At 72.1% G+C, this 20191-nt stretch carries 16 protein-coding genes and 1 pseudogene; 6 read left to right on the top strand and 11 right to left on the bottom strand.

Annotated elements, in window-relative coordinates:
• Window positions 1-54: 54 nt before the first annotated feature.
• Window positions 55-1497: a family 43 glycosylhydrolase gene (locus tag ACZ56U_RS01240; protein WP_469081931.1), complete on the bottom strand. Its 1443-nt coding sequence runs from the start codon at window positions 1495-1497 to the stop codon at window positions 55-57.
• Between the two features lie 23 nt (window positions 1498-1520).
• Window positions 1521-3020 (bottom strand): family 43 glycosylhydrolase, encoded by a 1500-nt coding sequence (locus tag ACZ56U_RS01235; protein ID WP_469081930.1) that lies wholly within the window; start codon window positions 3018-3020, stop codon window positions 1521-1523.
• A gap of 152 nt (window positions 3021-3172) precedes the next feature.
• On the opposite strand from ACZ56U_RS01235, the gene ACZ56U_RS01230 reads away from it, so the two are divergent.
• Entirely contained in the window at window positions 3173-3634 is a 462-nt protein-coding gene (locus tag ACZ56U_RS01230; protein ID WP_469081929.1) for a Fur family transcriptional regulator, read from the top strand.
• 50 nt (window positions 3635-3684) lie between these two features.
• Window positions 3685-4092, top strand: a complete 408-nt coding sequence (locus ACZ56U_RS01225; RefSeq protein WP_469081928.1) for a (2Fe-2S) ferredoxin domain-containing protein — start codon at window positions 3685-3687, stop codon at window positions 4090-4092.
• Window positions 4093-4182: 90 nt separating this feature from the next.
• On the opposite strand, the gene ACZ56U_RS01220 is transcribed toward ACZ56U_RS01225, so the two are convergent.
• Window positions 4183-4383 (bottom strand): hypothetical protein, encoded by a 201-nt coding sequence (locus ACZ56U_RS01220; protein ID WP_469081927.1) that lies wholly within the window; start codon window positions 4381-4383, stop codon window positions 4183-4185.
• Between the two features lie 310 nt (window positions 4384-4693).
• On the opposite strand from ACZ56U_RS01220, the gene ACZ56U_RS01215 reads away from it, so the two are divergent.
• The gene (locus tag ACZ56U_RS01215; RefSeq protein WP_469081926.1) at window positions 4694-5434 is read left to right on the top strand and encodes a class I SAM-dependent DNA methyltransferase; all 741 of its coding nucleotides are present in this window, start codon (window positions 4694-4696) and stop codon (window positions 5432-5434) included.
• A gap of 45 nt (window positions 5435-5479) precedes the next feature.
• Window positions 5480-6175 (top strand): alpha/beta fold hydrolase, encoded by a 696-nt coding sequence (locus ACZ56U_RS01210; RefSeq protein ID WP_469081925.1) that lies wholly within the window; start codon window positions 5480-5482, stop codon window positions 6173-6175.
• A gap of 4 nt (window positions 6176-6179) precedes the next feature.
• On the opposite strand, the gene ACZ56U_RS01205 is transcribed toward ACZ56U_RS01210, so the two are convergent.
• The 4 genes from ACZ56U_RS01205 to ACZ56U_RS01190 all read right to left on the bottom strand — a co-directional run bounded on the left by ACZ56U_RS01205 (window position 6180) and on the right by ACZ56U_RS01190 (window position 12435).
• Window positions 6180-7304 carry an FAD-dependent monooxygenase gene (locus ACZ56U_RS01205; protein WP_469081924.1) on the bottom strand — a complete coding sequence of 375 codons (1125 nt, stop codon included), beginning with the start codon at window positions 7302-7304 and terminating at the stop codon, window positions 6180-6182.
• A gap of 168 nt (window positions 7305-7472) precedes the next feature.
• Entirely contained in the window at window positions 7473-8450 is a 978-nt protein-coding gene (meaB, locus tag ACZ56U_RS01200) for a methylmalonyl Co-A mutase-associated GTPase MeaB (RefSeq protein WP_469081923.1), read from the bottom strand.
• Complete coding sequence (gene scpA / locus ACZ56U_RS01195) at window positions 8447-10627, bottom strand: methylmalonyl-CoA mutase (protein ID WP_469081922.1); 2181 nt, start codon at window positions 10625-10627, stop codon at window positions 8447-8449. The genes meaB and scpA overlap by 4 nt, the downstream gene beginning before the upstream one ends.
• Window positions 10624-12435: a methylmalonyl-CoA mutase family protein gene (locus ACZ56U_RS01190; protein WP_469081921.1), complete on the bottom strand. Its 1812-nt coding sequence runs from the start codon at window positions 12433-12435 to the stop codon at window positions 10624-10626. Before ACZ56U_RS01190 ends, scpA begins: the two co-directional genes overlap by 4 nt.
• A 238-nt stretch (window positions 12436-12673) precedes the next feature.
• Between ACZ56U_RS01190 and ACZ56U_RS01185 the strand changes: the two are divergent.
• Window positions 12674-12775: pseudogene (locus ACZ56U_RS01185) on the top strand (ABC transporter ATP-binding protein); the annotation flags it as partial.
• Between the two features lie 11 nt (window positions 12776-12786).
• Here the strand turns inward: ACZ56U_RS01185 and ACZ56U_RS01180 are convergent.
• On the bottom strand, window positions 12787-13947 hold the full coding sequence (locus tag ACZ56U_RS01180; protein ID WP_469081920.1) for a magnesium and cobalt transport protein CorA: 1161 nt from the start codon (window positions 13945-13947) through the stop codon (window positions 12787-12789).
• 156 nt (window positions 13948-14103) lie between these two features.
• Between ACZ56U_RS01180 and ACZ56U_RS01175 the strand changes: the two genes are divergently transcribed.
• On the top strand, window positions 14104-15207 hold the full coding sequence (locus tag ACZ56U_RS01175) for a winged helix DNA-binding domain-containing protein (protein WP_469081919.1): 1104 nt from the start codon (window positions 14104-14106) through the stop codon (window positions 15205-15207).
• A 96-nt stretch (window positions 15208-15303) separates the two neighbouring features.
• On the opposite strand, the gene ACZ56U_RS01170 is transcribed toward ACZ56U_RS01175, so the two are convergent.
• The 3 genes from ACZ56U_RS01170 to ACZ56U_RS01160 form a co-directional block, all read right to left on the bottom strand.
• Entirely contained in the window at window positions 15304-16095 is a 792-nt protein-coding gene (locus tag ACZ56U_RS01170; RefSeq protein ID WP_469082275.1) for a S1 family peptidase, read from the bottom strand.
• 226 nt (window positions 16096-16321) lie between these two features.
• A complete protein-coding gene (locus tag ACZ56U_RS01165) occupies window positions 16322-19144 on the bottom strand; it encodes a helix-turn-helix transcriptional regulator (RefSeq protein ID WP_469081918.1) in 2823 nt (940 codons plus the stop codon).
• A gap of 144 nt (window positions 19145-19288) precedes the next feature.
• Window positions 19289-20182 (bottom strand): helix-turn-helix transcriptional regulator, encoded by an 894-nt coding sequence (locus tag ACZ56U_RS01160; RefSeq protein WP_469082274.1) that lies wholly within the window; start codon window positions 20180-20182, stop codon window positions 19289-19291.
• Window positions 20183-20191 lie beyond the last annotated feature (9 nt).

Raw genomic sequence — 20191 nt, 5'->3', positions numbered from 1 at the left:
ACACAGCGATTATACTCGCAATGTATAGTCATCTCGCTCATGCCTCCGCCCCGCCTACTGGGCGTAGAAGGTGGCGTCCGCCCGGTCCGTCGCGGTGCTCAAAGCCTGCACCTGAAGCAGGTAGTTGTAGTGCCGGACGTAGCGGCCGGGGTAGTTGTAGGACTCGTACGAGATCCCCGCCGAGTCGGCCAGCCCGGCCCGCTGGTAGAAGCTGGCGGACGACGCGAAGTCCGTCGTCCCGTCGTTCTTCTCCACCCACACCTCGAAGTTCTTGTGCCGCAGGTAGTAGCCGGGGAAGTTCGTCGACTCCAGGGAGACCGTGCCGGTGCCCGCGAGACCCGTGACGACCCGGAACTGCGAGTCCGCGAGCGGAGTCACGTTCGCCTCGATCTTGGCCCGGTACTCCCAGTGCCGGATGAAGCGGTCCGCGAAGTTGTACGAGGAGAAGCGCTTCGGCGTGACCCCGTCGGCCACCGGGATGCCGAAGTCGGGGCTGCCGTCGGCCTTCCAGTACACCTTCTGCACGCGGGTGCGGCGGTTGGGGTCGTTGAGCGGGTCGCCGCTGATGTCCTTGTAGCTGCGGTCGTGGTAGACGAGGATGTCCGACTTGCCGTCCTCGGAGACGGTGAAGGAGTTGTGGCCCGGACCGTACTGCGAGGTCGCCGCGCTCGTCTGGAACACCGGCGTCGAACTCTTCGTCCAGGACGCCGGGTTGGCCAGGTCGGCGGTCGCCGACGCGGTCAGCATCCCCAGGCAGTAGTTGGCGTCCGTGGCGCTCGCCGAGTACGTCATGAAGACCTTGCCGCTGTGCTGGATCAGCGCCGGACCCTCGTTGACCTTGTACCCGACCGTCTCCCACGACAGCGTGGGCTGCGACAGTTCCGCCGGAGTCCCGCTGATCGTCCAGGGGTTGGCCATCTTCGCGAGGAACAGGCTGGTGTTGTTGTTCTCCGACGGATTGCGCTGCGCCCACGCCAGATAGCGCACACCGTTCACGACGAACGTCGTCGCGTCCAGCGAGAAGCTCTCCCAGGTGGTCTTGATCTGGCCCTTCTCGGCCCAGGTCGCGGTCAGCGGATTGGCTCCGGTGCCCTCCAGGACGTACATCCGGATCGCCCACACGTCACTGGTGGACCCGGCGGCGAAGTACACGTACCACTTGCCGTCGATGAAGTGGATCTCCGGCGCCCAGATGTGCGCGCCCATGACCCCGCTGCTGTGCTTGGTCCAGATGGTGACCTCGGGGGCCGTCGAGAGGCCCTGGATGGTGGTCGCCCGGCGCAGCACTATGCGGTCGTACTCGGGGACCGTGGCGGTGAAGTAGTAGTAGCCGTCGGTGTGTTTGAAGATGTGCGGGTCGGCCCGCTTCTCCGCGATCGGGTTGGTGTAGGTGACGGCGGGGGAGCTGGGGACGGCGGCCTGGGCCGGGGCGGTGCCCAGGCAGGCGGTGAGGGCCACCAGCAGAGCCAGCAGCAGGCGTACGGCGTTGCGTCTCAAGGGAGTTCTCCTGAAGGGGCGGGTCAGGTGGTGGGAACCAGGCGCCACTGCTGGCAGGTGTTGTTCAGCCAGGTCCACTGGCGTACGTCGGTGCCGTTCGCGGTGCCGCAGTCGGCGACGTCGGCGACCTTGCCGGTGGACTCGTTGACGATCCGTACGTGGTCGCCGCTCGCCGTGAACACCAGGCGGTAGCGCTGGCACTTGTTGTTCAGCCACGACCACTGCCGGATGTCGGCGCCGTCGGCGGCGGAACAGCCGGCCACGTCCATCACCTTGCCGGTGGCCACGTTGACCAGCCGGTTGGTGTCGTCGCCGAGGTCCTCGACCTTCCACTTCTGGTTGGCCCCGCCGGTGCAGGTCCACTGGAAGATGTTCGTCCCGTCGGCGGTGCCGCCCCCGCTCACGTCCAGGCACTTGCCGCTGTTGCGGTTGACGAGGGTGTACGACGTCGGGGTCGCCGCCGTCTCGCCGGACGGGCCGGGGAGCGTGGTGCCGAGCGCGACCGGCGTACCGAGGTTCGGGGTGCCGTCGGCGTTCCAGGTGAACTTCTGGGCGCGGGTGGTCCGTCCGTTGCCGCAGCCGCCGTTCGACGCGGAGTTGGCGTGGTAGACGATCCAGTTCTCGCTGCCGTCGGGCGAGGTGAAGAAGCCGTTGTGGCCGGGCCCGTACACGCCGGCCGCGTCATTGCGCTGGAAGACCGGCGTCTGCTTCTTGGTCCAGGAGGCGGGGTTCAGCGGGTCCGAGCCGGTCAACTCCAGTTGGCCGAGCTTGTAGTCGGCGGTCTGGCAGGAACTCGCCGAGTACGTCAGGAAGGTGCGGCCGCCCCGGTAGAGCGGCTCGGGGCCCTCGTTGACGGGGTTGCCGGAGCGCTCCCAGTCCAGGGTCGGGCTGGAGATGACCGTGAAGGTGTTGCCGGCGAGGGTGTACGGATTGCTCATCGGCGCGATGACGAGGCTCTGCGTACTGCCGTTGACGAAGCCGCTGCCGACCAGGTACAGCCTGTCGTTCGCCTTCAGCACGCTCGCGTCGATCAGCCAGCCGCCCGGCGTGAGATTGGAGCCGGTCAGCGACCCCTTGTAGGTGTACGTCCCCATCGGGTCGGTGCCGGCGCTCTCCAGCACATGGGTGCGCTGGGAGTCGCAACAGGCCACGCCGCTCTGGCCGGCGGAGTAGTACAGGTACCAGTGGCCGTCGAGGAAGTGCAGTTCCGGCGCCCAGATGTTGGTGTTGCGGGTCGAGGTGGTGTCCGACCACACCTGCACGTTGGGCGCGGTGGCCAGGCCCGCGAGCGTCGGCGACTTGCGGATGCCGAGGATGCCGGTGAACGTCGTGGTCACCAGGTAGTAGTTGCCGTCGTAGTACTCCAGCCAGGGATCGGCGCCCTTGGAGGACTTGAGCGGGTTCGTGTACGGGCGACCCTCCGCCGCCGACGCCGGCTGGGTCGCCGCCACCAGGGTGAGCAGGAGGGTCAGTACGCAGAGGAGCAGCGGTCTGCGGCGTTTCCCGAGGTGAGTCCGAGCCATACGGGGCCGTCCCTGTCCGTAATTTCGAACATAGTTCGTGATGTCGGTCAGAAGATAGGAGTGGGTCATCTTCTCGTCAACGGTTTCGCCATATGGGCTTCATCTGACTGAATCCGACCACATGAAAACCGTGTTCATTTACTATGGTGGGTGTGGCGGAGACGGAAGAAGAGGAACATGTGCGCGCCGCCGGCCTGCGCAACACGCGCCAGCGCCGGGCCGTGCTCGAAGTCCTGGGCCGCTGCCCCGAGTTCGTCTCCGCGCAGGAACTGCACACCCGGCTCACCGCGGCCGGTGGCACCGTCGGGCTCACCACCGTCTACCGCACCCTGCGCGAACTCGACCGCGCCGGGCTCGTCGACGTCGTACGCGACGAGGGCGGTGAACGGCTGTATCTGCGGCGGCCCAGCGACGAGCACCGGCACTACCTCATCTGCCGCCGCTGCGGGCGCAGTCGGGCCGTGGACGCGGAGGCCGTGGAGCGATGGGCGGCCGCGCTCGCCGAGAGCACCGGGTACGCGCGGCTGGAACACACCCTCGAGTTGAGCGGGATCTGCGGACCGTGCCGGTCGGAGGCGGGAGTTGCGGGTGGGCGGGCGGTGTGTTCCTCTTGATCGCCGACGGCGCCGCGGGGGCGCCGACGGCCGATGGGGGAGGGACAGAGTTGAGTCCGGTCGTGTTCGGGGCCGCGGCCTCGCGTCCCTGCACGCTCGTGGTGTGCCGGGGCTGCTGCTGCGGCGACGCGGGCAAGCATCCCGGCGTCGACCACCAGTGGCAGCTCGACCGGTTGCGGGCCGCCGCCGCGGGCTCCGGGGGACGGCTCGCGGTCCGTACGACCGACTGCCTCGGCCCCTGCGACCAGGCGAACGTCCTCGTCGTCCAGCCGTCCGGCGAGGGCCGCCGCCGCGGTGGCCGTGCCGTCTGGATCGGCTGGTCCGGCGACGACGACTGCACCGACGACGTCCTCACCTGGGTCGCGGCGGGCGGCCCTGGCCTCGCGCAACCCCCGGCCACCCTGACCCTGCAGTTCATACGGCCACCCCGCCCGGAAGTCCGGCGAGCGCGCCGCTGACCGGGGTGGGGGGCATCGTGGCCGGAGGTCCGGTGGTTCGGGCGGGCGGTCCGGCGGGTCCGAGGTCGGCGGCCGGTCCAGGCCCGATGATCAGCCGATCAGCCTGATCTCCGGTGGCCAGAGCACGTTGCGGGCCAGCAGCAGGGAGGGCCCGAGATGGTCCGGGCAGACCGGCAGTGGGAAGTCCACGTGTCGGCCGATCTCGAAGCGGGCCGGCGTGGCGCAGGCCCGCCCTTCGTCGGGGCCGGAGAAACGGCCCTGGCAGCGGGGGCGAGCGGCGGACGCGTCCATGGGTCACCTCGGACGGGTAGACGGGGACCTACGGCCACGCTAGAAGGCCGGCGGCCCGGACGCTCGCGGGGAGAGCCGTCCGGGTGAGACGGGAGTGGCCGGGGGCGAGGCCACGGAACGGCCGCTCACGTCCGCGGAGAGTCCGGTCCGGGGCAGCGGTTCCAGGGCCGGATGGGCCGGCCGGTGGCTCCCGGTCGGCGTGAGCGACTCCGTCCGACGCGGGCTGCCTGTCCGGCGGGTGCCGCAACCGACCCTCCGCAGGCGGAAATCGGCGCGCGCTCGCGGGCTTCGGCGGAGTACGGTCCGTCGGATGGATCACACGGACGGATACTTCCCGGAGGACATCGCGGCGGCCTACGACGACCCCGCGTCGGAGATGTTCCAGGCGGACGCCATCGATCCGGCGGTCGCCTTCCTGGCGGAGCTCGCCGGCGACGGCAGAGTCCTCGAACTCGGCATCGGCACGGGCCGCATCGCCCTTCCGCTGGCCGCCCGTGGGGTGCCGGTGCACGGCATCGACCAGTCCGGGGCGATGGTCCGACGGCTGCGCGCCAAGCCCGGCGGCGAGGCGATCGGCGTGTCCCTCGGGGACTTCGCGACGACCCGGGTGGACGGCCGCTTCTCCGTCGTCTGCCTGGTCTTCAACACGATCATGAACTTGACGACACAGGAGGCGCAGGTCGCCTGTTTCCGCAACGCCGCCGCCCATCTGGCGCCCGGGGGCACCTTCGTGATCGAGGTCATGGTCCCCGAACTGCGCAAACTGCCGCCGGGACAGCACGCCGTGCCCTTCCATGTGGGCGCCGCCCGGCTGGGGTTCGACACCTATGACGTGGCCACCCAGTCGATGAGCTCGCACCACGTGAAGATCGTCGACGGGCGGGGCGAGTACCACGAGATCCCCTTCCGCTACGTCTGGCCCGCCGAACTCGACCTCATGGCACAGCTCGCCGGACTGCGGTTGCGGGAGCGCTGGGAGGGGTGGACGCGGGAGCCGTTCACCAGCGAGAGCGGCGCCCATGTCTCCGTATGGGAGAAGCCCGCGGACTGACCGCGGCGCGGCCCGCCGGCACATCCACCGAGAGGACAGGCCCCCGTGCGACTCCACACCCGTGAATGGGGCTCCGGCGACCGGACGGCCCTGCTGGTGCACGGCATCATGACCGACTCCCGCACCTGGCGCCGGGTCGGTCCGGCGCTGGCCGGTCACGGGTATCGGGTGATCGCGGTCGACCTGCGCGGCCACGGCCGCTCACCGCGCGGCGAGTACAGCCCGCGTCACTTCGCCGACGACCTCGTCGACACGCTGCCCGGGGGAGCCGACCTGGCCCTCGGGCACTCCCTCGGCGGACTCGTCCTCTCCCTGGCCGTCGACCGGCTCCGGCCGCTGCGCGCCGTGTACGCGGAGCCGGTCTGGACCTCCGCCGACCCCGAACAGGCCCTGGATCCGGGGGTGTTCGCGTCCGCCAAGAACCGCACGCGCGAGCACATCGCGCGGTCCAACCCGCGCTGGGACGCCGAGGACGTCGACATAGAGGTGGCCACGCTGGCGGACTGGGACGCCGACACCTCGTACTTCCTGGACGGCCGCCCGCTCACCGGCTTCCTCCCGGACCGCCCGGTCGTGCCCTCGCTGGTCCAGCTCGCCGACCCCAGCCATCTGGTGGGCGCCGACGACGTGGTGCGGCTGCGGGCGAGCGGGTTCGAGGTCGTGACGGTGCCGGGGGCGGGGCACACCCTGTACCGCGACGACTTCGGGGGGTTCCTGAAGTCCCTCGACGGCTGGGTCTGACACCTCAGGCGGAGACCGTGGTGTCCCAGTCCAGCAGCCGCGGCAGGTCCTCCTCCCGCGGCCGGGGGACGGTGGCGCCGCGGCCGCCGCGCGAGAGGTTCCCGCTCGCGACCGTGTTGTGCTCCACGCGCGGGCGGCGCAGCGCCTCGTACAGGGCGAGTCCGGACCCGGTGTCCGGGCTGTCGCGCAGGGACTTGGCGAGGACGACGGCGTCCTCCAGCGCCATCGAGGCGCCCTGTCCGGTGGCGGGCGAGGCCGCGTGGGCCGCGTCGCCCAGGAGCACGGCCCGGGCGGTGCGCCACGGGGTGCCGGGCGGAATCTCGCTGGCGTTCGTGGCCAGGACGTCGTCGCCGGTGGCCGCGACGATGTCCGCGGCGGGGCCCGTGTCCGCACGCAGACGGGACACCAGCGGCTCCCGCCAGCCGCCCCGCGCCAGCTCCTCGGCGGTCAGCGGATCGTCGGTCACACGGGCGAACCAGTACGTCTCACCGGCGGGGGAGACCGCGTAGCCGAAGGCGGCCGTGCTGCCCCGGACCATGGTGAACTGCCCTTCCTCAGCGGGCGGTCGGGCGTGGCGGGTGTAGCCGTAGAAGACGCGCTGGGCGGCGTGGACCGGGATTACGTCGGGTGCGATCGCCTGCCGGACGGTGGAGTTGAGGCCGTCGGCGCCGACGAGGAGGTCGCCCGTCGCGTGGCTGCCGTCGGTGAAGCGGGCGGTCACGCCGTGCGGGCCCTCCTTGACGGACGCGAGCCGCGCCCCGTGCCGTACGGAGATGCCCCGGCGCGAAGCCTCCCTCTGGAGCGCGGAGTTGAGGTCGCCGCGGCGCAGGCACCGAAACCTCAGGAGCGGGTCGTCGGCCTCGCCCATCGGGCCGCCCCCCACCTCGGCGCCCGTCGCGTCGAGCACGCGCAGGGTGCGCAGCGGGAAGCCGAGCGCGCGCACCGCCTCGCCCGCGTCGATCTGCGCCAGCGCCCGCATGCCGTTGCTCGCCAGCGTGAGGAACGCGCCCAGATCCTCGGCCGAGTCGGGATGCGCCTCGTGCACCTCGACCGCGAACCCCGCCTTGTGCAGGGCGAGTGCCGTCGCCGCACCGCCCGTTCCGCCGCCGATCACCAGGATGCGTGCCATGCCACGACGGTACACGTGGTCAACTGCGAGGCGGAGCAGGGGCGTTCGAGCTCCGCCGGTTCAAACGCCCGCTCCCAGGGCGCTCCCGCGGACCAGGCCGCCGACCCCGCCGCAGCGGTAGCCGCCGCCTGAGCCGCAGCGAGTCGGGGCCGCCCCGCACGGGACGGGTCAGGTCTCCCCGAACGCCTCAAGGATCCGTTCCGCCGCCAGCGTCGCCGTCAACTCGCCGTCCCTGACCTGCTGTTCGAGACCGGGAGCCAGGGCGCGTACGCCGGGGTCGGCGTGGAGCCGGCCGAGGAGTTCGTCGCGGACCATGCTCCACGTCCAGTCGACCTGCTGGTCCCGGCGCTTGGCGGCGAGCCGCCCCGTGGAGTCCAGCAGCGTTCGGTGCTGTTCCAGGCGCTCCCACACGGTGTCCAGGCCGGTCGACTCCCGGGCGCTGCAACTGAGCACCGGCGGCGTCCAGAAGGCGTCCTTGCCGTGCATCAGCCGCAGTGCGCCGGCCAACTCCCGTGCCGCCGCCTGCGCGTCCCGCTGGTGCGGGCCGTCCGCCTTGTTGACGGCGATCACGTCGGCCAGCTCCAGGACGCCCTTCTTGATGCCCTGGAGCTGGTCGCCGGTGCGGGCGAGGGAGAGGAGCAGGAAGGAGTCGACCATGTTGGCCACGGCGGTCTCGGACTGGCCGACCCCGACGGTCTCGACCAGGATCACGTCGTAACCGGCGGCCTCCATCACCACCATGGACTCGCGGGTGGCCTTGGCGACGCCGCCGAGCGTGCCCGCGCTGGGGGAGGGCCGCACGAACGCCGCCGGGTCCACGGCGAGGCGTTCCATCCGGGTCTTGTCGCCCAGGATGGAGCCGCCGGTCCGGCTGGACGACGGGTCGACGGCGAGGACCGCCACCCGGTGACCGAGACCGGTGAGCATGGTGCCGAACGCGTCGATGAACGTCGACTTGCCGACCCCCGGCACCCCGCTGACGCCGATCCGCCGGGCCCGGCCGCTGTGCGGGAGCAGCTCGGTGAGCAACTCCTGCGCCAGCGCCCGGTGCCGGGGCCGGGTCGACTCGACGAGCGTGATGGCGCGGGCGACGAGCGCACGCTTGCCGTCGAGCACACCCTTCACATACGCGTCGACATCGATCACAGATCGTGCCCGAGGTCGTGCGACAACCGCTTGACCAGGTCGTACGCCGCGTCCGGGATCACCGTCCCCGGCGGGAAGACGGCCGCCGCGCCCATCTCCAGAAGCGTGGGCACGTCCTGCGGCGGGATCACCCCGCCGACCACGATCATGATGTCCTCGCGCCCCTCCTCGGCCAGCTGCTCCTTGAGCGCCGGTACGAGGGTGAGGTGGCCGGCGGCCAGCGAGGAGACGCCGACGATGTGCACGTCCGCCTCGACCGCCTGGCGGGCGACCTCGGCCGGCGTCTGGAACAGGGGGCCGACGTCGACGTCGAATCCGAGGTCGGCGAAGGCGGTGGCGATGACCTTCTGGCCGCGGTCATGGCCGTCCTGGCCCATCTTGGCCACCAGGATGCGGGGGCGGCGGCCCTCCTCCTCGGCGAAGTCGGAGACCAGGGCGCGGGTGCGGTCCACGGACGGGGACTCGCCGGCTTCGTTGCGGTACACGCCGGAGATCGTACGGATCTGGCTCGCGTGCCGCCCGTACACCTTCTCCAGGGCATCGGAGATCTCCCCGACGGTGGCCTTGGCGCGGGCCGCGTTCACGGCCAGCTCCAGCAGGTTGCCGTCGCCGCCGGCGGCCCGGGTCAGCGCGTCCAGCGAGTCCTGGCAGGCCTGCTCGTCGCGCTCCGCGCGCAGCCGCCGCAGCTTCTCGATCTGCTGGGTGCGCACCGAGGAGTTGTCGACCTTGAGGACGTCGATCTTCTCGTCGGTCTCGACGCGGTACTTGTTGACACCGATCACCGGCTGGCGCCCGGAGTCGATACGGGCCTGGGTACGGGCCGCCGCCTCCTCGATGCGCAGCTTGGGGATGCCCGCGTCGATGGCCTTGGCCATGCCGCCGGCCGCCTCGACCTCCTGGATGTGCTGCCAGGCCCGGCGCGCGAGGTCGTACGTCAGCTTCTCCACGTACGCGCTGCCGCCCCACGGGTCGATGACCCGGGTCGTGCCGGACTCCTGCTGGAGGAGGAGCTGGGTGTTGCGGGCGATGCGCGCCGAGAAGTCGGTGGGCAACGCGAGTGCCTCGTCGAGGGCGTTGGTGTGCAGCGACTGGGTGTGGCCCTGGGTGGCCGCCATCGCCTCGACGCAGGTGCGGGTGACGTTGTTGAAGACGTCCTGCGCGGTCAGCGACCAGCCCGAGGTCTGCGAATGGGTGCGCAGGGACAGCGACTTGGCGTTCTGCGGGTCGAACTGCTTCACCAGCTTCGCCCACAGCAGGCGGGCCGCGCGCAGCTTGGCGATCTCCATGAAGAAGTTCATGCCGATCGCCCAGAAGAACGACAACCGGGGCGCGAACGCGTCCACGTCCAGGCCGGCCTCACGGCCCGCCCGGATGTACTCCACACCGTCGGCGAGGGTGTACGCCAGCTCCAGGTCGGCTGTCGCGCCCGCCTCCTGGATGTGGTAGCCGGAGATGGAGATGGAGTTGTAGCGGGGCATCCGCTGCGAGGTGTAGGCGAAGATGTCGGAGATGATCCGCATCGACGGCTTCGGTGGATAGATGTAGGTGTTGCGGACCATGAACTCCTTGAGGATGTCGTTCTGGATGGTCCCGGCCAACTTCTCGGGCGGTACGCCCTGTTCCTCCGCCGCCACGATGTACAGCGCGAGCACCGGCAGCACGGCGCCGTTCATCGTCATCGACACGGTCATCTTGTCGAGGGGGATGCCGTCGAAGAGCTGCCGCATGTCGAGGATCGAGTCGATGGCCACGCCTGCCATGCCGACGTCACCGGTCACGCGCGGGTGGTCGCTGTCGTAACCGCGGTGCGTGGGCAGGTCGAAGGCGACCGACAGGCCCTTCTGGCCGGCCGCGAGGTTGCGACGGTAGAAGGCGTTGGACTCCTCGGCGGTGGAGAATCCCGCGTACTGGCGGATCGTCCAGGGCTGGTTGACGTACATCGTCGGGTACGGGCCGCGCAGATACGGCGCCATGCCCGGCCGCGTGTCCAGGAAGTCCAGGCCTTCGAGGTCCTGCCCGGTGTAGAGCGGCTTGACCGGGATGCCCTCGGGGGTCTCCCACACGTCGTCGCCGCCGGCGGCCTTCTTCAGCGCCGCCTGCCACTCGTCGGTGCCGCCGGCGAGGGCCGGGGTCCCCAGTTCGATCCCGGAGAAGTCGGGGATGGAGGGGTTCGTCATCGGGACACTCCCATGCGGTCGAGGGTGTCGGACAGGAGGGCGACGGCGTCGCAGCCCGCGAAGACGTGACCGTCGACGCCGGCGTACCCCGCGGGCCGCCCGGCGAGGAACACGTACGAGGCGCCGGCGGCGGTCAGTTCGGCCGCCACGCTCTCCGCCCGCTCCTCGTACAGGGCGTCGCTGGAGCACAGGCAGGCCTCGGCGGCCCCGCTGTCCTCGAAGGCGCCCTCGGTGACGGGTTCGATGCCGCCCGCCTGGAAGAGGTTGGCCGCGAAGGTGAGCCGCGCGGTGTGGGCGGCGGCCGGGCCGAGGGCGGCCAGGAAGATCCGGGGCCGGGCGCCGGTCGCCGCCAGGTGGGCGTCGGAGCGGGCCCGCAGCGCCTCGAACGCCTCGTCGCGCCGGACCCGGGGCAGACCCCCGGTCGGCGGCTCGGGCGCGGGCTCGCGCACCACCGGCTTCTCGCCCAGGTGCGGGAACTCGCTGACGCCGGTGATCGGTTCGCGGCGTCCGGCGAGCTTCGCGCTGCGGGCGGCCCAGGTCGCGGCGAGCCGGTCGCGCAGCATCCCGGAGCCGAGAGCGGCGGCCTGACCGCCCGCCTGCTCGATCTCCTGGAAGAACTCCCAGCCCGCGTGGGCGAGTTCGTCGGTGAGCCGCTCCACGTACCAGGAGCCGCCCGCCGGGTCGATGACGCGGGCCAGGTGGGACTCCTCGATGAGGATCGTCGAGGTGTTGCGGGCGATGCGCCGGGCGAACGCGTCCGGCAGCCCGAGCGCGTGGTCGAAGGGCAGCACCGTGACGGACTCGGCGCCGCCCGCGCCGGCGGCCAGCGTGGCGATGGTCGCGCGCAGCATGTTCACCCACGGGTCGCGGCGCGTCATCATCACCGGCGAGGTCACCGCGTGCTGGAGCTGTGCTCCCGCCTCCGGTGCCCCGCACACCTCGGCGACGCGGGCCCACAGCCGGCGCGCGGCGCGCAGCTTGGCGATCGTCAGGAACTGGTCGGCGGTCGCCGCGTACCGGAACTCCACCTGCGCGCAGGCCTGTTGGACGCTCAGTCCGGCCTCGGTCAGCCGGCGCAGGTACGCCACACCGGTCGCCAGCGAGCTGCCCAGCTCCTCGGCGGCCGAGCCACCGGCCTCGTGGTACGGCAGCGCGTCCACGGTCAGCGCCCGCAGCCCCGGGTACTCCTCGGCGCAGCGCCGGGCGAGGTGGGCGACGGGGGCGAAGTCGTAACCCTGCCCGGTCCGCGCCTGGTGCCCCAGCGGGTCGGCGCCCAGATTGCCGCGCACCGCGTCCCTCGCGACCCTGCGCTCCTCGTACAGCCGGAGCAACTCCCGTGCGGCGGCCTCGACCTCAGGTCCCGCGTCGAGGACGAGGGGCGCCAGGTCGAGGTACACGCCGTCGAGGACGCGGGCCAGCGACGACACGGGGATGCCGCGCTCGCCGACCGCCAGCCACAGCGAGGTGACGCCGTTCTCCAGGTCGGCCAGGACCGTGGGGTTGTCGGCCGCGACATGGCGCTGCCGTACGTCCCAGCCGCCGACCGTGTTCCCTTCGGCGCGGCCCGCGCGTACGAAGGGGGCGAAGCCGGGCAGGCCGGGCTCGGGCGCGGCGTCGAGCGCGGTGTACAGAGGCCGGGTGCGCAACCCGTCCTCCAGCGCGGTGGACAGGGCTTCCTCGGCCGCGGGGCCCTCGACGTCCTTGCCCGCCTTGCGCAGGACACCCGCCACGAGGCGCTGCCACTGCTCATGGGGAACGTCAGGGAACTCACCGGCCAGCTCAAGCCCGTCGTCAGGCAAGACCGTCATGCGTCGGATGCTAGGGCAGCGGACTCCAGCCGTAGCAGAGGATCGGCTGTGACGTTTCCCTCGCGCTGAATGTGACGCCGCCCACCAGCCTGCCGGGGGTGCGGAGAAGACCGTTGTTGCAACCACTGTGCAACAACGTTCAGCCTGGCAACAAGGGTCGGGTTCATGAAGTTCGGACGGATACGTGCTGCCGCGACGGCGGCGGTGGCCACCGGAGCGGCCGCGTACTCGGCGCCCGGCGAGGGCTCCGGCGGGGGCGGCGGGTCCGCCGGGCCTGCTCCGGGCCCTCCCGGACCGCGCCTTCACCCCCATCCCGGGCCTGCCCCCGGAACTGGACGACGGGCTGGGGGGCTACAGCCAGTCCCGGCGCTTGAAGATCACGTACAGGCTCACGCAGACGACCCCCATCAGCCCGATGGCGAAGGGGTACCCGAAGGTCCAGCCCAGCTCCGGCATGTCCTCGAAGTTCATGCCGTAGATCGTGCCGACCAGCGTCGGGGCGAACAGGATCGCCGCCCAGCTGGAGATCTTCTTGATCTCCTCGTTCTGCTCGAACCCCGCCTCCGCCAACGCCCGCATCTCCGCGTTCTGTTGCTGGGTCACCAGGGTGGCGTTCACCGTGAGGATCTCGGTCAGGGCCTGGCGGAAGCCGTCGACGCGCTCGCTGGTGTGGGTGACGTGGTCGGCCACGTCCCGTAGGTAGCGCTGGAGTTCGTCGTCCGTGCCGTACTTGGAGAACCCGGCCATCAAGCCGTGCAGCATGCCCACCAGGGGGCGGGTGGCGCGCTGGAACTCGACCATTTCCCGGGAGAGTTCGTAGATGCGACGGGAGACCTCGGGGTCGCCGCGGAAGACCTCCGTCTCGATCTCGTCGATGTCGTTCTGGACGCCGGTCACGACCGGCACATAGCCGTCCACCACCGCGTCGAGGATGGCGTACAGGACCGCCTCCGGGCCCAGCCTCAGCAGTTCCGGCGACTCCTCCATCCGGCGGCGCACCGCCGACAGGTCAGGTGCCGCGCCGTGGCGGACCGTGATGAGGAAGTCGGGGCCGACGAAGACATGCAGCTCGCCGAAGTCGACCTCCTCGGGGGCGTCCAGATAGCGGGCGGCCCGCAGGACGACGAAGAGGGTGTCGCCGTAGCGCTCCAGCTTGGGACGCTGGTGGGCCTCCAACGCGTCCTCGACGGCGAGCGGGTGGAGGTCGAACTCGGCGGCCAGGGAGAGCAGTTCGGCCTCCGTGGGGCGGGCCAGGCCGATCCACGCCATGCCGGAGGGCTGCTCCCGCAGCTCGCGGAAGGTGTCGGCGAGGGTCGCGGGGGAGGAGACCCGGACACCGTCGCGGTACAGGGCGGCCTGGACGATGCTCGCCTGCTCCGGCTCCGCGCGGGTCGGCTCGGCCGGCTGCGACGACGGCCGGCGCTCGGGCGGCGAGGTCGGTGGGGCCAGGGCGCGACGCCAGGCGGACTTGCCCCGGTTCCTGGAGGTCGGACGGGCGCGTCGCTCGGACATCGCGGCCGCCTTTCGGGTTCGAGCCGCCGACTGGGTGATCACATGCAGGATATACGGGGCATACCGCGTCCAGGTGCCCGCGCGGCCAGGGAAACAGGCGGGGGCGGCGAGAGTTGCGGACAGAAGGTGTCCGCAAGCATCCGTAGCGTGGTTCCCATGACGAAGACGACGGCCCCCGTGCTCGACACCCGCGCTCTCAACCGCGCGACCCTCGACCGGCAGTTCCTCCTGCGCCGGGCCGAGCTCCCCGCGAAGGCGGCCGTCGAGCGGCTGCTCGGCCTCCAGGCGCAGAACGTCAAGCCGCCGTACTACGCGCTCGCCGCCCGCCTCCAGGGCTTCACCCCGGAGGAGTTGTCGACGCTGATGGCCGATCGCGAGGTCGTCCGCATCGTCACCCTGCGCTCGACCATCCACAGCCACACCGCCGACGACGCCCTCACCCTGCGCCCGCTGGTGCAGGGGGCCCGGGAGCGCGAACTCACCCAGTTCCGCAGGGGACTTCAGGGCGTCGACCTCGACCGTCTCGCCGCCCTCGCCCGGGATCTCGTCGAGGCCGAGCCGCGCACCATGAAGCAACTGCGCGAGGAGCTGCTCACCGAGTGGCCGGACGCCGACCCGCAGGCCCTCGCGATCGCCGCCCGCTGTCGCCTCCCCCTCGTCCAGGTCACCCCGCGCGGACTGTGGGGGCACAGCGGCCAGGTCGCCCTCACCACCGTCGAGCACTGGCTGGGCCGCCCCGCCGAGCCCGCGCCGGCCCCGGACGCCACCGTCCTGCGCTACCTCGCCGCGTTCGGCCCCGCCTCGGTCAAGGACATGCAGACCTGGGCCGGACTCACCCGTCTGAAGGAGGCCTTCGAGCGCCTGCGCCCCCGGCTGCTGACCTTCCGCGACGAGCACGGCGTCGAACTCTTCGACCTCCCCGACGCCCCCCGCCCCGCCGCCGACACCCCGGCCCCGCCCCGCTTCCTCCCCGAGTTCGACAACCTCCTGCTGGGCCACGCCGACCGCACCCGCGTCATCCCGCCCGCGTACTGGGGCCGCAGCTGGGCGGGGAACATGGCCTACAGCACCCTGCTGGTCGACGGCTTCCTCGCCGGCGTCTGGAAGCTGGCGGACGCGGAACTCGTCATCGAACCCTTCGGCGACCTCACCCGGGCCCAGCGGACCGAGGTCAGCGAGGAGGGCGCCCGGATGCTGGCCGTGCTGCACCCGGGGGCCACGTACGACATCCGGTTCGGGACCGTCGTCGGACGGCCCTGATGCCGGGGCATGGACAGGGGGCGTTGCGGGCCGCTCGTGGAGGCCCGCAACGCCCCCTGGTCTGTCACCTGAGGGGTGCTCAGGAGATCCTCGGGGTCATGAGGTGACCTGTGTGGTCACCAGGCTGGAGAAGGTGGTCAGCCGGGTGTAGACACCCGGGTAACCGGCCGCCGCGCAGCCCTCGCCCCAAGAAGTGATCCCTGCCAGGACGCCCCCGATGAGCAGGGGACCGCCGCTGTCGCCCTGGCAGGTGTCTGTGCCGCCGGAGGTGTATCCGGCGCAAACCATGTCGGACGCGATGAAGTCCGAGCCGTAGCTGCTCGCGCAGCTCGAGTTGGAGACGATCGGCACGGTCGCGGTGCGCAGCTGGTTGGAGGAGCTGCCGCCCGCCGACGTGGTGCCCCAGCCGAGGATGCGGGCCGTGGTGCCGGCCGCGTACACGCTCGTCTGCGAGGAGGAGACGTACGACGCCGGGGTGTACGACATCGCCGTCGACAGGGTCAGCACGGCCACGTCGTCACCGTTGGTGGCGTCTGTGTAGGACGGGTGGATCCAGATCTTGCTGACCCGGCTGACCGTGCCGTTCGTGCCGTTGAGGTAGGTGCGGCCGCCGACGACCCGCACACTGCTGGTGGTCTCGCCGACCATGCAGTGGGCCGCCGTCACGACCTTGGTGGCGGAGACCAGGGTGCCGCCGCAGAACTGGTTCTGCGAGGCGTCCGTGATCTGCATGACGAAGGGGTACGCGGTCGTCGTGGTGGTCGTACCGCCGACGATGGGCTGGGGAGCGGCCACGGCGGTGGGGGCGCCGAGCAGCGCTGTCGCGGCGGCGGCAGCGGTCGCCGCGACGAGCGCGGCGGTCTTCCTGGCGCGGTTGAACCCGAACAACATGAGTCTCCTCAGTGGGGGTTGCCGGTGGGGGGTCGCGCGGGTGTGGGGGGTGGAGCACGGGGGTCGCGGGACCGACCCCCGTATGCCCGGGCGAGCGGCACGTTCATAAGCTAGAACCCGGAAGTTCCCCGCCCCAATGAGGGAACCCCCTAGGGGAGTTGGACAGGGATAACCCTCGGTGGGACGGCGGCAAACCCGCGCAGGCAGTAAAACCCGCGCCCCCTCACGTCGTCCGGCGCCCCGCCGCCAGCCGGACGATGTCCACCCGCGAGCGGATGCCCAGCTTGCGGTAGACCCGGGTCAGGGTCGCCTCGACCGTCTTGACGCTGATGAACAGCCGGGCGGCTATCTCCCGGTTGGTCGCGCCCTCCATGACGAGGGCCGCGACCTGACGCTCCATCGAGGCCAGCCCCTCCAGCCCCTCCAGCGCGTCGGCCGGGGGTACGGGCGCGGGTGGTTCCGGCGCGACGGCCGGCTGGGCGGTCGCCGCCTCCACCTGGCCCAGCCAGGGCAGCGCCCGGCAGCGGCGGAAGAGCCGGGCCGCCTCGTCGTACGACGTCGAACCGGGCCGCTGCGGGCGCAGCCGGGCCAGCGCGAAGGCGGTGCGGGCCTCCTCCAGGCCGTAGCCGAGCTTGGCGAGCCGGTCCTGCACCGAGGTCAACTGGGCGAGGGCGGCCTCGTGCTCGCCGCGCGCGGCCCGCAGCAGCGCCTCCGCGCGGTCCAGCACGGCCAGGACGCTCTCGCGGCCGAGCCGCAGCGCCTGTTCGCGGGTGACGTCGACGACGTCCTGTGCCTCGCGCAGTTCACCGACGTGGACCAGGGCCTCGGCGAGGTCGCCCTGCCAGCGGCCGCGCGCCGGATCGGTGATGCCGAGCCCGTCCTCCAACTCGCGCACCCGGCGCAGCGAGCGAACCGTTCCCTCGGCGTCCCCGGCGACCAGCTGGGCGTAGCCGAGGGCGGCCAGGGCGCGGGAGACGTACATCTGGTCGCCGTCGCGCTCGGCGTGCTCGACCGCTTCGTGGGCCAGCTCCAGGGCCCGCCCGACATCGCCGCCGGACGCCTCGCCGAGGGAGGTCAGCACACAGGAGGCGACCTCCCCGATGCCGGTGTCCCGGGCCAGCAGCAGGCTCTCCCGGGCGAGGTCGAGGGCGCGGCCGCAGTGCCCGGAGCGCAGTTCGGTCTCGGCGACCCCACGCAGGAAGTGCACCTCGCTCTCGACCGAGCCGCGCCGCTGCACCTCGCGCAGCAGCGCCGTGACCGTGGCGCGGGCCTCGGACAGCTGGTCGCTCATGATCAGCCAGCGGAACCGGGAGTAACCGGCCCCGTTGTGATGGCAGGCCACCCTCGGGTCCTGGGGTTCCTTCAGGGCGCGCTTGATGGTGGCGGGCGCGTCCGGGTGGCCCATCAGGGTCTCGATCTGGGCCTGGCAGGCGAGCGCCATCAGCTCGTTGTAGCGGTCGCCGGCGCGTTCGGCGAGCGCCGCCGAGTGCGCGGCCTCCTCGCGGGCCCGGTCGAAGTCGCCGTCCACGAGCAGGGCCCGCCAGGTCAGCTGGTAGTGGATCAGGGCCAGCAGCCGTGGGTCGTCCCCGGCGTCGGCGAGGGCCTGCGGGAAGACCGAGTCGACCTCCGTCATGGCGTGGCCGGCGGTGTCGATCACGATGATCCAGGCCCGCACCCGGTCCGCCGGCACGGTCGCCCGGGTCAGCACGTCCCGCGCGATGTCCCGGGCGAGGTCCAGCTCACCGGCGGTGATCGCGTCCTCGGCGGCCTGGAGCCGGCGCGTGTCCGCAGCCGGGCCGCCGTCGGCCGGGGTGTGCCGGGCGGCGAGCAGTCCGAGGGAGGCGGCGACCGAGGGGGCGCCGCGGTCCCGGGCCAGGGAGGCGGCCTCGGCGAGGCTGTCGGCGGTGTCCTGGTCGGTGCCGGTGGTGGCCAGGGCGAGGTGCCGGGCCCGTTCGATCGGGTCGGAGGCGGCCTTGGACAGCGCGGCGTGCGCGGCCCGCCGTTCGTGCGCGGGTGCCTCCGCGTACAGCGCGGCCGAGATCAGGGGATGCGCGAACCGTACGGCGGGGCCCTCGGGGTCGGTGGCCAGCAGGCCCAGCGCGGCGGCCTGGGCGGTCTCCGCCTCGGCGTTCTCCCGGCCGGCCGCGCGCAGCAGGGCCGGGGTCGGGCGGGCGCCGGCGCTGGCCACCAGGAGGGTGCGGCGGGCCTCGTCCGAGAGCATCTCCAGGCGGTTGAGCACCAGGGTGCGCAGCGAGGTGGGCACCGGCAGCGGTTCGCCCGGGCGGGGCGGGGTGGGGTTCTCGTCCAGGGCGCGGCCGAGTTCCAGGGCGAAGAGCGGGTTGCCGCCGCTGGTGCGGTGGATGTCCCGGACCGTGGAGCGGGGCAGGCCGGTGTAGCCGCGGTGGCCGAGCAGCTCGGAGACCTGGGGGCGGGTCAGCGGGTTGACGCGCAGGGCGAGGGTGTCCGGCGGGGACGCGCGTAGATGACGGTCGTACTCCTGGCCCTCGGTCCGTACCGCGCACAGCATCCGCACCGGGGTGTCACCGAGCCGGCGGGCGGCGAAGCCGAGCAGCTCGGAGCTGGCCGAGTCCAGCCACTGCACATCGTCGGCGACGATCAGCACGGCTCCCTCGGCGGCCAGCGCGCGCAGCGCCGACAGCACGGCGAGCCGCAGGGCGAGGCCGTCGCGCTGGAGGGTGGACTCGCCGCGGCCGGTGAGGGCCGACTCCAGGGCGGTCAGCTGGGCCGCGGGAAGCTTGCCGGACACCTCGTCGAGGACCAGGCCGAGCAGGTCGGCGAGGGCGAGGAAGGGGAGGTGGGATTCGGACTCGGTGGCGGAGCAGCGCAACACGGTGCGGGCCGCGCCGCCGTTTTCCGCGGCCAAAGCCCGCAGGACGGTCGACTTTCCTATTCCGGCGGGGCCGTGCAACAGCACGCTGCCGCCCCGGGCGAGCTGCTCCCGGGCCTGCCCGAACACCTCCTCCCGGCCGATGACCAGGTCGGGGCGGCATCTGGCAGGCTCCTTGAAGTCGCGTCGCACGGTCACCGCTCCCCTCTTGTGTCGTGTCCGGGCCAAATTCTAGGCAAGATCTCTTTGAAATTCGGACTGACGGCGTCGTGAGGGAAATAACAACCTTGCGGCATGGAGAAATACAAAGCACCTGCGCATGAATGAAATGTCAACAGTGTGTTACGGCAGCAGCCCCGTCCGGCGCGCCGCCACCACCGCCTCCCCACGGGTGTGGGCCCCCAGCTTCCGCATCGCCGAGCGCAGATAGCCCTTGACCGTCTCCGGCCGCAGGCCCAGCCGTTCGGCGGCCGTCGCGTTCGTCGCCCCCGCGGCCACACACGCCAGTACGTCCAGCTCACGAGGCGCGAGCCCGACCTCCTCGGCCGGTGCCCGGGGGGCCAGCAGTCCGCAGGCGGCCAGCAGTTCGGCCCGCAGCGCCGGGTCGGTGATCCTCGGCGCCAGGGCGCGCAGGGCCGCGTGGGCCTCCCGCACCTGCTCCCGGGCCACGGGATCGGCCACGGCGGTCCGGGCCACGGCGGTCCGGGCCGCGCGGGACGCCTCCATCAGCCCGCGCACCTCGTCCCGCACCACCAGCGCCTGCTCCACGTCCCGAGCCGCCGCCACCGCCGCGCCCAGCGTGCGGTCGCCGAGCGGCTGGACGGTGCGCAGGGCGCCGTACAGGACTCCCCGCACCCGGCGCCGTACGACCACGGGCACCGCCACGATCGACCGCAGCCCCTCGGCCGCGACCGGCACGTCGTACTCGTGGCTGATCTGCCGGGAGGCGGAGTAGTCCGTCACCGCGCACGGGCGGGCCAGGGCGACCGCCTTGCCGCCCAGCCCGTTGCCGGAGGTGACCGCGAGCGCGCGGAGCGCGGGGGTGGCCGTGCCGCTGAGTTCGCTGATGCGCATCTGCGGCCGCCCGGCCTCCACCAGCCCGCCGAACGCCACCGGCAGCCCGGTCGTCCGCCTCAGCCGTACGAGTGCGGTACGGATGTCCGCCGCGTCTGCCGCCACCTGTTCCGCCCCTTCCGTGCGGCGCACACCCCCGTTCGGGGGTAGTGAGACCTGCATCACGGATTA

The sequence above is a fragment of the Streptomyces sp. NPDC034103 genome (assembly GCF_055575395.1).
The sequence above is the reverse complement of the archived record's forward strand: the minus strand, read 5'-3'. Positions and strand labels throughout refer to the sequence as shown.

What these genes read in the sequence shown, in the direction of transcription:
- ACZ56U_RS01235 (WP_469081930.1), bottom strand. Translation starts at nt 3,020, where the DNA reads ATGGCTCGGACTCACCTCGGGAAACGCCGCAGACCGCTGCTCCTCTGC.
- ACZ56U_RS01220 (WP_469081927.1), bottom strand. Translation starts at nt 4,383, where the DNA reads ATGGACGCGTCCGCCGCTCGCCCCCGCTGCCAGGGCCGTTTCTCCGGC.
- ACZ56U_RS01215 (WP_469081926.1), top strand. Translation starts at nt 4,694, where the DNA reads ATGGATCACACGGACGGATACTTCCCGGAGGACATCGCGGCGGCCTAC.
- ACZ56U_RS01205 (WP_469081924.1), bottom strand. Translation starts at nt 7,304, where the DNA reads ATGGCACGCATCCTGGTGATCGGCGGCGGAACGGGCGGTGCGGCGACG.
- scpA (WP_469081922.1), bottom strand. Translation starts at nt 10,627, where the DNA reads ATGACGAACCCCTCCATCCCCGACTTCTCCGGGATCGAACTGGGGACC.
- ACZ56U_RS01190 (WP_469081921.1), bottom strand. Translation starts at nt 12,435, where the DNA reads ATGACGGTCTTGCCTGACGACGGGCTTGAGCTGGCCGGTGAGTTCCCT.
- ACZ56U_RS01180 (WP_469081920.1), bottom strand. Translation starts at nt 13,947, where the DNA reads ATGTCCGAGCGACGCGCCCGTCCGACCTCCAGGAACCGGGGCAAGTCC.
- ACZ56U_RS01175 (WP_469081919.1), top strand. Translation starts at nt 14,104, where the DNA reads ATGACGAAGACGACGGCCCCCGTGCTCGACACCCGCGCTCTCAACCGC.
- ACZ56U_RS01160 (WP_469082274.1), bottom strand. Translation starts at nt 20,182, where the DNA reads ATGCAGGTCTCACTACCCCCGAACGGGGGTGTGCGCCGCACGGAAGGG.